Origin of the sequence: Streptomyces blattellae, from assembly GCF_009709555.1 — a bacterium.
GTDB classification, from domain to species: domain Bacteria; phylum Actinomycetota; class Actinomycetes; order Streptomycetales; family Streptomycetaceae; genus Streptomyces; species Streptomyces blattellae.
The window spans coordinates 201983-215995 of sequence record NZ_WJBG01000117.1; the positions used below are offsets into that span (position 1 = coordinate 201983).

12 protein-coding genes and 1 pseudogene are annotated in these 14013 nt (G+C 70.3%); 6 read left to right on the forward strand and 7 right to left on the reverse strand.

Going from position 1 to position 14013, the window contains the following annotated elements; translation table 11 throughout:
* The 4 genes from GFH49_RS09220 (at position 1) to GFH49_RS09235 (ending at position 6022) form a co-directional block, all read left to right on the forward strand.
* On the forward strand, positions 1-1299 hold the full coding sequence (locus GFH49_RS09220; RefSeq protein WP_155055315.1) for a glycoside hydrolase 5 family protein: 1299 nt from the start codon (positions 1-3) through the stop codon (positions 1297-1299).
* Between the two features lie 196 nt (positions 1300-1495).
* Positions 1496-4135, forward strand: coding sequence for an endo-beta-N-acetylglucosaminidase (locus GFH49_RS09225; RefSeq protein ID WP_155055316.1), 2640 nt, complete (start codon positions 1496-1498; stop codon positions 4133-4135).
* Between the two features lie 150 nt (positions 4136-4285).
* Positions 4286-5644, forward strand: a complete 1359-nt coding sequence (locus GFH49_RS09230; protein ID WP_155055317.1) for an amidohydrolase — start codon at positions 4286-4288, stop codon at positions 5642-5644.
* Positions 5645-5836: 192 nt separating this feature from the next.
* Positions 5837-6022, forward strand: coding sequence for a DUF8839 family protein (locus tag GFH49_RS09235; RefSeq protein ID WP_155055318.1), 186 nt, complete (start codon positions 5837-5839; stop codon positions 6020-6022).
* A gap of 15 nt (positions 6023-6037) precedes the next feature.
* On the opposite strand, the gene GFH49_RS09240 is transcribed toward GFH49_RS09235, so the two are convergent.
* From GFH49_RS09240 to GFH49_RS09255, 4 genes and pseudogenes are all read right to left on the reverse strand, one after another.
* Positions 6038-6406, reverse strand: coding sequence for a hypothetical protein (locus GFH49_RS09240; protein ID WP_155055319.1), 369 nt, complete (start codon positions 6404-6406; stop codon positions 6038-6040).
* Positions 6407-6444: 38 nt separating this feature from the next.
* A complete protein-coding gene (locus tag GFH49_RS09245; RefSeq protein ID WP_155055337.1) occupies positions 6445-8340 on the reverse strand; it encodes an ABC transporter ATP-binding protein in 1896 nt (631 codons plus the stop codon).
* Positions 8341-8562: 222 nt separating this feature from the next.
* A complete protein-coding gene (locus GFH49_RS09250) occupies positions 8563-9006 on the reverse strand; it encodes a hypothetical protein (RefSeq protein WP_155055320.1) in 444 nt (147 codons plus the stop codon).
* Positions 9007-9278: 272 nt separating this feature from the next.
* Positions 9279-9926, reverse strand: a pseudogene (locus GFH49_RS09255) (ATP-binding protein); the annotation flags it as partial.
* A gap of 173 nt (positions 9927-10099) precedes the next feature.
* Between GFH49_RS09255 and GFH49_RS09260 the strand changes: the two are divergent.
* Positions 10100-10960, forward strand: coding sequence for a Sco1979 family transcriptional regulator (locus GFH49_RS09260; RefSeq protein WP_155055321.1), 861 nt, complete (start codon positions 10100-10102; stop codon positions 10958-10960).
* Complete coding sequence (locus GFH49_RS09265) at positions 10961-11215, forward strand: DUF397 domain-containing protein (protein ID WP_155055322.1); 255 nt, start codon at positions 10961-10963, stop codon at positions 11213-11215.
* A gap of 179 nt (positions 11216-11394) precedes the next feature.
* On the opposite strand, the gene GFH49_RS09270 is transcribed toward GFH49_RS09265, so the two are convergent.
* The 3 genes from GFH49_RS09270 to GFH49_RS09280 all read right to left on the reverse strand — a co-directional run bounded on the left by GFH49_RS09270 (position 11395) and on the right by GFH49_RS09280 (position 13751).
* On the reverse strand, positions 11395-12099 hold the full coding sequence (locus tag GFH49_RS09270; protein ID WP_155055323.1) for a protein-tyrosine phosphatase family protein: 705 nt from the start codon (positions 12097-12099) through the stop codon (positions 11395-11397).
* Between the two features lie 198 nt (positions 12100-12297).
* Positions 12298-13218, reverse strand: a complete 921-nt coding sequence (locus GFH49_RS09275; protein ID WP_155055324.1) for a hypothetical protein — start codon at positions 13216-13218, stop codon at positions 12298-12300.
* Positions 13215-13751, reverse strand: a complete 537-nt coding sequence (locus tag GFH49_RS09280; protein ID WP_230396213.1) for a PEP-utilizing enzyme — start codon at positions 13749-13751, stop codon at positions 13215-13217. The genes GFH49_RS09275 and GFH49_RS09280 overlap by 4 nt, the downstream gene beginning before the upstream one ends.
* Positions 13752-14013: the final 262 nt, after the last annotated feature.

Consider the following 14013-nt stretch of genomic DNA (forward strand, 5'->3'; position numbering starts at 1 on the left):
ATGCTGAGGTTCGGAGTCAATTACACGCCCTCCCAGGACTGGTTCTACTCCTGGCTTGATCCGGACTGGGCAGCCGTCCGCCGCGATCTGGAGGCCGTGTCCGCCCTGGGGCTCGACCACATCCGCGTCCTGCCGCTGTGGCCCGTGGTACAGCCGAACCGGACGCTGATCCGCCACCGCGCCCTGCGGGATGTCCGCCGGGTCGTGGAGATCGCCGGTGAGGCCGGTCTGGACGCGGGCGTCGACGTCCTGCAGGGGCACCTGTCCGGATTCGATTTCGTGCCGAGCTGGCTGACGGACTGGCACCGGCGCAGCATGTTCAGTGACCCTGACGCCGTCGCCGCCCAGGTCGACCTGGTCGAGGCGTTCGAGGAGCACCTGCACGACCTGCCCAACTTCCTCGGGCTGACGCTGGGCAACGAGGTCAACCAGTTCACCTCCGCGGTGCACCCCACCCCGATGCTCGCCACGACGCAGCAGGTGACGGCCTGGCTCCGCGCGCTGCACGGGGCCGGGCCGCGCGAGACCCGCCACTTCAGGCTGAACGCCGAGTACGACGCCGTGTGGTACGCCGACGGGCACGCCTTCGTACCGTCCCACTCCAGTCGCTTCGGCGGGATGAGCGTGGTGCACTCCTGGATCTTCAACGGCACCGCGCAGGGATACGGTCCCATGTCCCACGAGAGCGTCCACCACGCCGCCTACCTCGTGGAGCTGTCACGCGCCTTCGCCGTCGACCCCGCCCGCCCGGTGTGGCTGCAGGAGGTCGGGGCGCCGCTCAACCACCTCACCGAGGCCCAGGCGCCCGATTTCTGCGAGCAGACGGTACGTGCGGCGGCCGACAGCGAGGCGCTGTGGGGGATCACCTGGTGGTGCTCGCACGACGTGGACCGCCGGCTGGGCGACTTCCCCGACCTGGAGCACAGCCTGGGCCTGATCGGCGCCGACTCGACGGTGAAACCGATCGGGCGGCGCTTCGCCGAACTCGCCGCGGAACTGCGCGACCGGCCGCGTCCCGCGTCCCGGCGCGAGGCCGTGGTGGTTCCGGTCGACGGCATGGACGTACCCCTCTCCCGGGCCGAACTCTCCCCGGGAGGCGGCGTCTTCGAAGCGTGGATGGACCGCGCCCGCGCCGGGGCACGCCCCGCCCTCATCACCTCCGGTACCGCCGCCGACCCGGCCGCGTCGGGCGCCCGCGGAATCGAGCGTCTGGTGTCCGCCGACCCGACCGGCCGCACCTTCTATTCGTCCGTCAGCGATGAGGAGGTACTGCAACGGACCGCCGCCGCCCCTGGCTGAAGGCGCGGGCCCGGCCCGTCCTGAGGGCCGGCCATCTCCCAGTAGCCCCCCCCCGCAGAGAAAGCGAGGCAATGTCTTGTTGTGGCATCACAGATCGGGAAGCAGATCGGGAAGCAGATCGAGAAGCAGGACGGGAAGCAGGACGGGAAGCAGGACGGGAAGCAGGACGGGAAGCAGGACGGGAAGACGCTCCGGCTTGCGGGCCGGTGCCGGCGCCGGTGCGCTGGCGGTGGCGTTCGCCCTCACGCTCGGCGCGGGAAGCGCCGGGGCCACCGACACCCTGCCGTGGACCGGTGACAGCGCGATAGGCGCCAACCAGCCCTACCAGCACGGCTACTCATCCACCGACCTGCTGCGCTGGAACCCCGCCGACGACACCGACGCGGAGTACCTGCGCGCGAAGGTGCCGCTGCAGGACCGGGTGGCCCCCAACTCCGCGACCCAGCGCAACCCGGCGCTGCCCGCCGAGACCCAGCAGCTCACCCTCGCGGGCGACTACGGCAATGCCTTCTTCGAAAGCAACGCGTACACCAACGAGTTCAGCCAGTACCTGTTCAACTACTGGCAGTACACGGACGTCTACGCGTCCTGGCACGGCATGCCCACCGAGGGCGTCCCGGTGGACTACTACGACCCGAACGCGGACTGGCGGGAGAAGTGGTTCGAGTTCGGGATGCTGAACCTGCCCAACCCCGGCTACACCAACGCCGCGCACGCGAACGGCGTGCGGTCACTGGGCTGCATCTTCTTCTCCCCGAACGACCGCGGCGACCAGTCCTACTCCGAGCTGCTGGTCCGCGACGCCGACGGCAGCTTCCCCGCGGCCAGGAAGCTCATCGAGGTCGCCGACTACTACGGCTTCGACGGCTACTTCGTCAACCAGGAGAGTTCCGTCGCCCCCGCCGACATCCCGGCGTACAAGCAGTTCCTCAAGCAGCTGCGCGACGGCGGGCTGTACGTGCAGTGGTACGACTCCATCAACAACTCCACCGGCCAGATCTCGTACCAGAACGAGTTCAACTCGGTCAATGCCCCCTTCGTACGCGACAGTCAGCTCGGTGACGTGTCCGACTCCATCTTCCTGAACTACTGGTGGAACCAGAGCAAGCTCACCAACTCGCAGTCGTACGCGGCCGGTCTGGGCCTGGACTCCCGCGACAGCGTGTTCGCCGGCGTCGAGGCGGGGATGTACCAGTTCAACCAGCCCTACAACCTGGACAACAACCTCGGTCCCGACGGCACTCCCATGAACGCCATCGCCACGCTCGGTGCCGACTTCGTCTCCTCCGACTACGCGAACAAGACCGACGACGCCGCCCAGGCGCAGGTCTTCGACCGGGAACGCCGTTGGTGGACCGGCTCGTCCCAGGGCACCACCACCCCCGACGGCGCCTGGAAGGGCATCTCGAACCAGATCGCCGAGCGCTCCGTCATCAACGGCACCACCTTCAACACGTCGTTCAACACCGGCCACGGCCTGTCGACCTGGAGCGAGGGCAGGCTGTCCAACGACGCCGAGTGGGGCAACATCAACCTCCAGGACATCCCGGTCACCTGGCAGTGGTGGATCGACGCGGACCGCTCGCCGCTGGCCGCGGACTTCGACTACGGCCCCGAGTACACCCCGGCGAGCAGGTTCTCGTACGAGAAGATCGGCGCCTACGACGGTGGCAGCTCCCTCGCCCTGAGCGGCACGCTGGCCAGTGACAACACGGTCCGCCTCTACAAGACCGACCTGACCCTGACCGCCGGCTCGACGCTCGACCTCACCTACAACAAGCCTTCGGCCGACGACGACTCCGAACTGCGGCTCGCCCTGGTGCTGGCCTCCGACCCGGACAAGGTCGTGCAGGTCCCCCTGGCCGGTTCCGGCCGGCAGACCGACGGCTGGACGACCGCCACGGCCGACCTGTCCGCCTACGCGGGCCAGCACATCGCCTCGCTCGGCGTCGTGGTCGCCGCCGGAGCGCAGCCCATCGAGGACTACCAGGTCAACCTGGGCGCCCTGGCCCTGCACGACGGCGTCGACCGCACCCCGGCCGCCCCCGAGGGTCTGGCCATCACCCAGCTGCTGCCCGAGACGGACGAAATGTTCCTCTCCTGGGAGCGCAGCGACTACGACACCGTCCGCCGCTACGACGTCTACCTGGACGACACCTACCTCGGTGGCATCTACGACGACGTCTTCTACGCCAAGCGTTTCACCGCCACCTCGGGAACCATCAAGCTCGTGGCGGTGGGCCCGGACGGCAGCCGGAGCGAGCCGGCCACCGTACCGTTCGACCTGGGGACGTCACCGGGCAAGGTGACCGGCGTGGCCGACCGGGACGGCACGCTCGACGTGACCTGGACACAGCCCCCGTCGGGCCTGCCGGTCACCGTGAAGGTGAAGAACGTCGACAAGTCCGCCCCCTACACCAGGACGGTCACGGTCCCGGGCACCGCCACGGGCACGACCCTGACCGGTGTGCCCGTCGACGGCAGCGACTACGTCGTGACCGTGAAATCGGCGGGTGGCACGAAGACCTCCGTTCGCGGCACGTTCGCGGACGCCGAGATCACCCCCTATCCCGCCTCCGCCGTGCGCGTCAGCGGAAACACCTTCGCCTTCTCCCGGCCCACGCTGGCCGACTGGCACACCCTCACCATCCTGGAGGACGGCCAGCCGAAGTCGTTCGCGACGACGTACGGATCGGGGAACAAGCCGTACATCATCCGAGGCCGCACCACCCGTGCGGCGATGACCGTGACCATGACCAGTTCCACCAGCAGGGTCGTGGCCGTTCTGGAGGACTACGCGGGCAACAGAGCCGAGACGGTGCTCCGTGGCGGCTGAGCGCAAGGGCGGCTGACCGCTGAGGGTGGCGAAGCCGCACACGTACACCGCCCCGCGCCCCTTCAGGGGCGCGGGGCACTGACGTCCAGGCAGCGGTGGGATACGCGGTTCGGTTCACGTCACCGCAGGACACCGTCGTACGTTGGCCCCATGACGCCCTCTCCTGCGGAAGCTGATCTCATCATCACCGGATGCGCTGTCCTCGTGCACGACGATCACGAGCGGATCGGGTTCGAGGAAGACGCCGCAGTCGTCGTACGGGACGGTCGCGTCGAGGCTGTGACCAGCGCCGCTGAAGCGGCAGGGCGGGCGGCACGGGAACGGATCGACGCCCGCGGGCAGGTCGCCATGCCCGGGCTCGTCAACTGCCACACGCACGCTCCGATGGTCGCGCTGCGCGGGGTCGCCGAGGACCTGCCGACCGAGGAGTGGTTCAACGACGTCGTCTGGCCCATCGAGTCCAACCTCACTGGAAAGGACGTGGAGTTGGGGGCGCGGCTCGCCTGCGCCGAGATGATCCGCGCCGGTGTCACCTGCTTCGCCGATCACTACTTCGCCATGGACGCGGTCGCCGCCGTGGTCGACGCATGCGGGATGCGGGCACATCTCGGCGAGGCCTTCTTCTCCTCCCAAGGGCCGCAAGGGCGGGAGAAGTCCCTGGAGTTCGCGCTACGGCACCGGGGAGGCGCAGGCGGCCGTATCACCACCACCCTCGCCCCGCACGCCCCCTACACCGTCGATGACGCCGACCTCGCCGCCACCGCCGCACTCGCCCTGGAACACGGCCTGCCCGTCCACATCCACGCCTCCGAGAACCGCGACCAGGCCGACACCAGCCTCGCCCGCCACGGCCGCACCCCCATCGACGTCCTCGCCGCCACCGGCCTCCTCGACACCGACCTCCTCATCGCGCACGGCACCGGCATCCTCGACCGCGACCTGCCCGTCCTGGAACGCGCCACCGGACGGATCGCCGTCGCATCAGCGCCGCGCGGCTATCTCAAGTTCGCCTGGCCCGACACCACACCCGTGCGCGCGCTGTACGACATCGGGGTCCCCGTCGGACTCGCCACGGACGGAGCCGCCTCCAACAACTCCCTCGACGTATGGGAGTCGATGGCGCTCACCGCCCTCGTCCAGAAGTCGACCCAGGGCGACCCGCGCTGGCTGACGTCCCGTCAAGCCCTGCACCACGCGACCGTGCAGAGCGCACGGGCCGTCGGGCTGGGCGAGGAACTCGGCCGCATCGCCCCCGGTCGCCGCGCCGACATCATCCTCGTCGACCTCACCGGCCCGCACACCCAGCCCGTGCACGACCTCGCCGCGACCCTGGTGCACAGCGCCCGCTCCGCCGACGTCCGCACGACGATCGTCGACGGTCGGATCCTCATGCGCGACCGCGAGCTGCTGACCCTCGATGTGCCCGCGGTCGTACGGGAGCTGGGGGAGCGACTGCCCGCACTCCTGGACCGGAGCCACGGCAGGCGGATCCAGCAGTACGACGCATGAGTACTGCGCATTCGGTATCACGTCGAGTGCGGAGGCCGACGCACAGAGTGATCATGTGCCCGAAATGCTGAGAGAGTCCTCACACCCTGTGGTGGACGAGTGTCAACTACGTCTCAGTACCGTTACTTCGCGAGGCGTTCACCCCGACTTTGGCGTTTAACTCTATGAGTCAGCGCTACATGGAGGTGCAGGGTGAACGGGCGAACGGTGCTTGAGCGCTTTCCCGCAGGCGGGCCGCGAGGTTCCTGGCCGGCGGAGGAGTTCGCGCAGGCGCAGCGTCTGAAGGGCCTGCCCGCGGAAGTCGTGATGGATCTCGCCACGGATTCGTTCCTGGTGATCCTGCGAGGCGGTGACGTCGCCACGGACATCGCGGCGTGACGGCTCCGCCGGAAGTCACGTGGGCAGTGAGCCGAACAGTGCGGCACCTGCGGCGGCGAAGGCTGCGCCGGCCCGGCGGGGCCAGGAGCGGGTGCGTCTTCCTGCCGCGTAGGTGAGGGCCGATCCGGCCATGGCGGGCCACAGGATGCTGAATGCGGCGGACCCGGCAGAGAGGTGGCCGCCGATGACGGCGGCGACCGCGTATCCGGCGATCGCCCCCACGGCGATGACCGGGGAGTCCGTGTCGAAGGGGTTCCAGGCGTCGGAGCCCTTCTCCCAGCGCCTGGCTCGGACGGAGAGCGCGATCGAGGCTATCAGCGAGGCCGCGGCGACCGCGGTCCACAACAGCGCGGGGATGACCAGGAGGGGGGTGGGTGAGTCCATGCGGAACTCTCTCATCAGCTGTCGAAGGATGTGCGCGTTCAGCGCGCGTCCTCCGCTGACACCGCGCATCGAGCGGTGGAGTCCGCGTCCGGTACGGGAGTCGTGAACTGCTCCGCCTGGAGCGCGTACAGCTCTGCGTAGACGCCGCCGGTGGCGAGGAGTTCGCCGGGGGTGCCGGACTCCACCAGGCGGCCCTGGTCGAGGACATGCACCAGGTCCGCGTGGCGGACGGACGCCAGTCGGTGGGTGATGAGGATGACCGTCTGGCCGGTCGAGGCCAGGGCGCGGATCTTCTCGAAGACCTCCAGCTCGGCCCGTGCGTCCAGGGCGGCCGTCGGCTCGTCGACGATCAGGATGCTGCCGCGCCGGTATGCCGCCCGCGCGATACCGAGCCGCTGCCACTGGCCGCCGGACAGCTCGTGCCCGCCGCTGAAGTGCCGGGCCAGCAGAGTGTCCAGGCCCCGCGGCAGATCGGCGACCACCTCCTCGGCGCCCGCCTCGGTGAGAGAGGCAGCGAGGCGTTCCTCGGTGAGGGGCACGGAGGAGCGGCCGACGGCCACGTTCACGCGGGCCGTGAACGGCCAGCGCTTGAAGTCCTGCGCCACCATCGCGATGCGCTCGGCGAGTTGGTGCCGGTCCGCGCCCGCCGCGTCGACGCCGTCCCACAGGATCCGGCCCCGGTCCGGGGTGTAGAGGCCCGAGACCAGCTTCACCAGGGTCGTCTTGCCGGAGCCGTTCTCGCCGACGAGCGCCACGATGCGGCCGAGCGGAATGGTCAGTGTGACGTCGTCCAGCGCCGGGCGGGTGGACTCACCCGGGTAGCTGAACGACACGTTCTCGAAGCGGATCTCGCGGGGCGCCTCCGGCAGAGCGTCGCCGCCGACCGGGATCGCCCGTTCGGCCGCCTCGACGTACAGGCGCTGCAGATCGCCCACGAACAGCGCCTCCTCATGGAGCGCGTTGACCTCCAGGACGAGGGTGTCGAGGCTGGCGGACCCGGTGCGGATCGCGATCACGGCCGTGCCCGCGACGGAGAGGGCCATCGCCCCGGCGAGCAGCAGCCCGCCGAGTGTGGCGTACGTCGCCACCGTCGCAAGGCCCGTCCAGGCCGCCGCGAACAGCCCGGTACGCGCCGCGAGCCGCGCCAGGCGTGCCTGCTCCGCCTCCGCCGTCTCCGACATCGCCCGGAAGTGGCGCAACAGGAACGGGCCCACGCCGTGCAGCCGGATCTCCGGCGCCGCCGCCGGTTCGGTCAGCAGCCCGCTGATCAGATGCCCGGCGCGGGCGTGCTGCACCCAGGTGTGGAAGGACTCGTACCGGCGCCGTGCGTTCGTCAGGGCGCTCCACGCGCTCGGCAGCGTCATCGTCGCGAGGAGCGGGAGCAGCGCCGGATGCAGGACGGTCAGCACACCGGCCGCCGCGATCAGCGAGATCATCGCGTTCACCACCCGGGTGCTGTACGAGATCATGCGCCGGGCCGACTGGGCGCCGTACTGCGCGGTGTCCAGCAGCTTGTGGAAGGTGTGGTCCTCGATCGCGGCCAGCTCCACCGCCGCCGCCCGCTCCAGATACCGCTCGGTGGCGACGCGTTCCACCTTCGGTTCCAACCGGCCGGTGGCGTACGTCGACGCGGCCCGCAGCAGCGCCGATACGAACATCACGGCGGCCACCGTGACCAGCGCGGGGACGGCGCCGCGCAGCCGGTCCTCGATGGCGCCGCCCGTCAGCAGCCGGCCCAGCACGCTGTTGACCGCGAGCAGACTCACCGCCTGCGCCACGCCCCGGCCCACCTCGGCGGCCAGCACGGTCCGCGCCGCCCGCCGGTCGGCCTGCCAGGCCAGCCGGAAACTGGAGGCCAGCATGGAGGGCAGCCGTGCCACCATGGCCCGGAAGTTCAGCTCCAGGAACGCGTCACGGTGCTGGTTCCAGCCCATGTCGTAGCGCAACGGGCCGCCGAAGAGCAGTTGCTCGGACTCGGAGACCTCGGGTTTCTGCGCGTCGGGTTTCTGCGCGTCGGGTTTCTGCGCATCGCGCTTCCTACCGGCCACCGTGGACCCCTCCCCCGATCGTGGACGACGGCCACTATCGCGGGACATATGACCCCAGGGGAGAGCGCAGACGGGGGAGGCCGGAGCGCGCGGGCGTACGCCTTGTGCTTACGCGCTCACCGAGCGCGACCAGGAGGGGTTCGTGCCCGTCACCCGGCACAGGGCCAGGTACAAGGGGATCGGCGGGGTGTACGGCACGGTGCCGTCCGGCCGGTGGATCAGGCCGGGGGCCTGCGGGGTGCCCGGGATCAGCGCGCCGGTGGCGTAGCGCACGAGGGCCGGCCACTCCAGGGCGTAGTCGGAGTCGGACGGGACGATCCACCACCAGTGCGCATCGTCGGCGTAGACGCACCCCACGCGGGGCAGCCGGGGCAGTACCAGCGGGCCGAATCGGGCGGGTACCGCCACCGCGTCGCAGCCGAGGGGGGCGGTCATGCCCTCGGGGACGGGGAGCCGCCGGGGTGGTACGGGGGCGTGCAGTCCGCGGCGAAGGCGGACCATCGTGTCCAGGGTCAGCGCCCGGCCGCCGCTGTGACCAGCGCCTACAGCCATTCGGCCCCCGCCCCGTGACCGTCGTGGGGGCGTGCCGTGCGGCCTTGGGGCTGCGGCGCCTGCTGGGCGTCGTGCTGATCGGGTCCGTCGTATGCGTCGTATGCGTCGTATGCGTGCGTGTCGTGTGCGCGTGTGTCGTGTGCGTGCGTCTCGTGCGCGTACGTGTCGTGTCCGTGCATGGCGTGCCCGCAGGTCCCATGTCCGCAGGCCCCGTGCCCGCAGGCCCCGTGCCCGTCCACGCCGTGTATGTACGTTCCGATTCCGAACGCGCCGTGTGCGGCCTTCCCGTGCGCCTCCGCCCTGCCCGCCCTGCCCGCGCTGCCGGCGGAGCCGCCGGACGGGCCGGGCTTCGGGCGGGCGCCCCAGCCGAGGTCGCCGCGCGGACCGGGGATGGCGTCGGCGTTGGCGGTCCCGCGCCGCAGCTCCGCCCAGACCAGCAGGCCGGGGCCGTGCTCCTGGGCGCCCCAGGCCTGGCACAGCGCGTCGACGAGGAACAATCCCCTCCCGTGCTCCTCCTCGGACCGCGGGCAGGCCGGGCGGGGCTCACCCGGAGCACAGCCCTCGTCGCGGACGGCTATGCGCACCAGGTCGGCACCGTCGTGCAACTCGCACACGATGTGGGTACTCGCGGTGTGCAGAACCGCGTTGGTGACCAGCTCGGAGACGACCAGGGTCGCCGAGTCGCAGGTGTCCTCGCCCACCGACCAGCCGGTCAGCCGGGCGCGCGTCAGACGCCTTGCCTGGGCGGGAGAAGCCGGATGTGCGGCCAGCTCGAAGCGGAACCGGCGCTTCGCTCCGGTCCCACCAGGGCTTTCTGCCGAGGCGGCACCGAGGCCGAAGGGCGCTGCGGCGGCGTCTGTTCCTAAGGGCGCGGACGGAATCACGCTTGCCACTATCGCCCCGCCGTGAACACTTGGCAAGTGTCACTCTGAAAAATGCAGAGTGCTGTGTGACGCGGTGGAATGCCGTGGCACACTGCTCGCAACAGCATGTCGAGCGGCGCCAGTTGAGACCCCGAAGGCCTGCCCACGCCTTCGAATGGGTCTTCGAATGGCGCCGCCGGGCTGTCAGGATTCTTTTGTGGAGGTGGAGGGTGAGCGAGCCGCGGTCCGCACCGACGGTCGGTCAGGTCGTCCTCGGCCGGCGCCTGCTCGACCTCCGTGAACGCGCCGGCCTCAAGCGCGAGGAGGCCGCCCGCGTCCTCCGTGTCGCCCCCGCCACCGTCCGCCGTATGGAGATGGCCGAGGTCGGGCTCAAAATCCCGTATCTCCAGCTGCTGTTGAAGTCCTACGGCGTCTCCGAGGAAGAGGCCGACGCCTTTGTGCGGTTGGCGGAGGAGGCCAACAAACCCGGCTGGTGGCAGCGCTTCCATGACATCCTGCCCGGCTGGTTCTCCATGTATGTCAGCCTGGAGGGCGCCGCCGCCCTGATCCGCAACTACGAACCGCACTTCGTCCCCGGCCTCCTCCAGACCGAGGAATACGCCCTCGCAGTCCTGAAGTCGGGTGCCATCGGCCAGACCCGGCCCGAGGACATAGAGCGCCATGTCGCGTTGCGCATGCAGCGTCAGGATCTGCTCACCCGTCCCGACGCACCCCGGTTCTGGGCGGTGATGGACGAGACCGCACTGCGTCGCCCCGTAGGAAGCCCGGAGGTGATGCGTGCTCAGATCGACAAGTTGCTTGAGGTCACGAAGCTGTCCAATGTGACGTTGCAGGTCGCCCCGTTCTCCAGCGGGCCGCACCCCGGCACGTACGGGCCCTTCGTGCTCTTCCGATTTGCCATGCCCGAACTTCCGGACATGGTCTACAGCGAGTACCTGACCGGCGCCGTCTATCTCGACGCGCGTGAAGAGGTGGTGACCCACCTTGAGGTCATGGACCGCATGGCGGCGCAGGCCGCTACAGCACATCGCACGAAGGAGATCCTCCGGGATCTCCGCAAGGAGCTCTGAATGGAACGCATCAAGCCGCGCCCACACGTCTACAACGGCATGCCCGCGCGGGACTTGGGCAGCGAAGGCTGGCTCAAGCCGTGGAGCGGCGGCAACGGAGGCAACTGCCTGGAGGCGATGAAGCTGGCCGACGGCCGGATCGCCGTACGCCAGTCGACCGATCCCGACGGGCCGGCGTTGATCTACACCACCGATGAGATGCTGGCGTTCATTGAGGGGGCGAAGTCGGGGCAGGCGGACTTCCTGCTGTCTTGAATGTCACATGTTATTGCCTCTTCAACTTCCTAACTTTGGTGCGAACTTGATCACTTCCCGTCTCAGACGCCTTCATCAGACGCCTTCAGATGCTCGGCTCGCGCAGGAGATCGCTCCCGTCCGGGGCGGTGGGGCGTAGGGCGTAAGTCGTAGCCGGTTGCGGGTCGTTGGAGGCGCGGTCAGAACCAGGACGCGATACGGCGCGGGGCGTCGACCAGGCGGCTGACGACCACGACCGGCAGCGGCGGCTGCTCGGCCTTGTTGGGGCTGAGGTTCAGGCCGTAGTAGATCTGCTCGATCGACGGCGGTCCGACCGCGAGGTTGCGCCGGACCGCCTGCGCCGCCGACTCCTCACCGGTCTGCACGAGGTAGGCCGCCGCCATCGTGCCCGTACGGCCGACTCCGGCACCGCAGTGCACGAACACCGGCCCGGGCGCGTTCGAGACGATGCTGAGCAGGCGCTGGACCTGCTTGGACGTCGGCGTCTGCCCGTCCCGGATGGGCAGGTGTACGGTCTTCAGCCCGGCCTTGCCGGGTTCGGCGAGCTGGGCCGCGCTCAGGTCCTCGGCCCGCAGGTCCACGACGGTGGTGAAGCCCATGCCCGCCAGCGCGCGGTATCCGGCCGGAGAGGGGGCCGCGCCTCGCCACAGCTTGCCGTCGGGGTCGACCGGCTGGAAGTTGTGGACGCCCTGGACGGTGCGGGTTCCCGCAGGCGCCGGGGTCTCTGCCTTCGCCCAGTACGACAGACCCAGGATGCCTCCCGCGCCGGCGACCCAGAGGACGAGGTAGCCGATGACGACGCCGAGGAGGATCCGCAGTGCGCGCCGCGACAGCGGGCGCTTGCGGATGGCAGGGCGGGGTGGGGTTGCGGTGATGACAGCCATGGGCGACCCGGGTGACTAGGGGACGAGGGCGCTTTGGCATCGTAACCCGGGGCCTGTGATCATCTGTTCGACGCGTCCCCTTTTGTGCCGTATATCTCACTTGTCGTGCGTGGTCGTCGTGCGCGGTCGTCATGGCTGGTTGTCATGGCTGGTTGTCATGGCTGGTCGTCGTGATTGGTCGTGGTTGTCTGCCATGACTCAGTCGTCATGCGCGCCGGCGTCGCCGATGCCGACCACCGTGAGGTGTGCCCGGTCGAGCGTCGCGTCCTCCAGGCAGCCGCGCAGCCGCATACGGTCGTGCTCGCTGAGCGCGGGCCGCACTGCCCCGGCGAACAGTCCGTCGCCCAGATCGCCGAGCGTCGCATGGTGCAGGGGTACGGAGGTGGAGTCCCGGCACCGCTCCCAGAGCTGCTGGGCGGCGAGAGACCGGCGCTCGGCAGTCATGCTGGCGTCGCGCGTGTCGACCTGGAAGAGCACGGAGGTCGCCCTGCTGGCGTTGTCCGGCTCCGCCCGGGTCTGGGTGACTTCGGCCAAGCCGACGACGAGCGCGGCGAGCAGCGCGATGCCGACGACGATGACGGTGGCGACCCGGCCCGCGCCTGCCTGGGAGCCCCTCGTGCCCGGTGGCGGCAGATCCTCCAGGTCGTCCACGATGTCCGGGCCGGGCGCGCTGAGGACGGCCGCCCGCCCCGCCAGCCGCCGCTCCGCCGGACGGGAGGTCGCCGACGCGACCCGCTGCACCACCCAGGCGAGCCCGGACAGCGCGACACCGGCGACCATGAGGACCGGCACGAAGACGTACGTCCGCTCGGTGGGGTCGTCCAGCCACCGGAACAGGCCGGCGCCCTCAGGCTCGGGCGTGGAGGTGCGCAGCCGGCTCAGTACGTCCTCCTGCCGCGCGGTCAGCTCCCGCTGCCGCCGGTCGGTGTCACGCACCCGCTCCTCGATCCGGGCCAGCCGCCCCAGCATCACGATGCCGAGCAGCATGATCTCGACGATCAGCAGCAGTACCCCGCACAGGATGGCGCGCTGCCACTGCCACCGGTACAGGTACACGACCAGGTAGGTCCCGGCTCCTGCCGCTGCCAGGGCCCCGAAGACGAACGCGATCCGCCTCATGGCTCCTCCAGCGCCTCCACGCCGCCGGTCGTCCCGTCTACGGTGAGGCGGGTGCCGGGCGGGAAGCGGCGTACGGCGTCCGTGGCGCCGACCACCGCGGGCAGCCCCAGTTCACGGGCCAGCACCGCTAGATGCGACAGCGGGCTGCCGGTCTGCGCGACCAGTCCGGTGAGTCGGGGCAGCAGCGGGGCGAGCGCGGGGTCCAGCGTCCGTACGACGAGCACCGCGTCCGGCGGTCGGGTGCCGGTCCCGTCCCAGACCGTTCCGACCGTGCGCCCCGCGGACACGCCCCGTGCGCCGTCCTCGCCGCGGCCACTCCGCTCGGCGACGACGACCCCGCCGTCCACGAGCCGGAACGCGTCCGGCAGCGGGGGCGACTCCACCTGCCGCACCCGGTCGTGCAGATCGTCCGGGAGCCCGGCTCCGTCGAGGGCGGCGGCCAGCTCCGGCCACCTGAGCAGCCCGACGCGCTCCACGTCCAGGGCGAGCCGCCGTGCCGCTTCGCGGACCAGGCGGACCTGCAGTTCCTGCACCCAGCGGATACGGAGACGGAGGGCTTCGCGGGGTGGGAGGCGGGGGGTTGGCGGGCGGATGGGTGGGGCTGGGGGGTGATTGTTTGCCTTTATCTGGCCGTTGGGGGTGGGGCGGCTGGGACCTGTTGTGTGGCTGTTGGGGGCGGAGGGGCTGGGAGTGGCGGAGGGGCTGGGAGTGGCGGAGGGGCTGGGAGTGGTGGTGTGAACCGCCCCGGCTCGAATGGAGACTCGATTTCGTGAAAGGATCGAGTCATGGCACGAC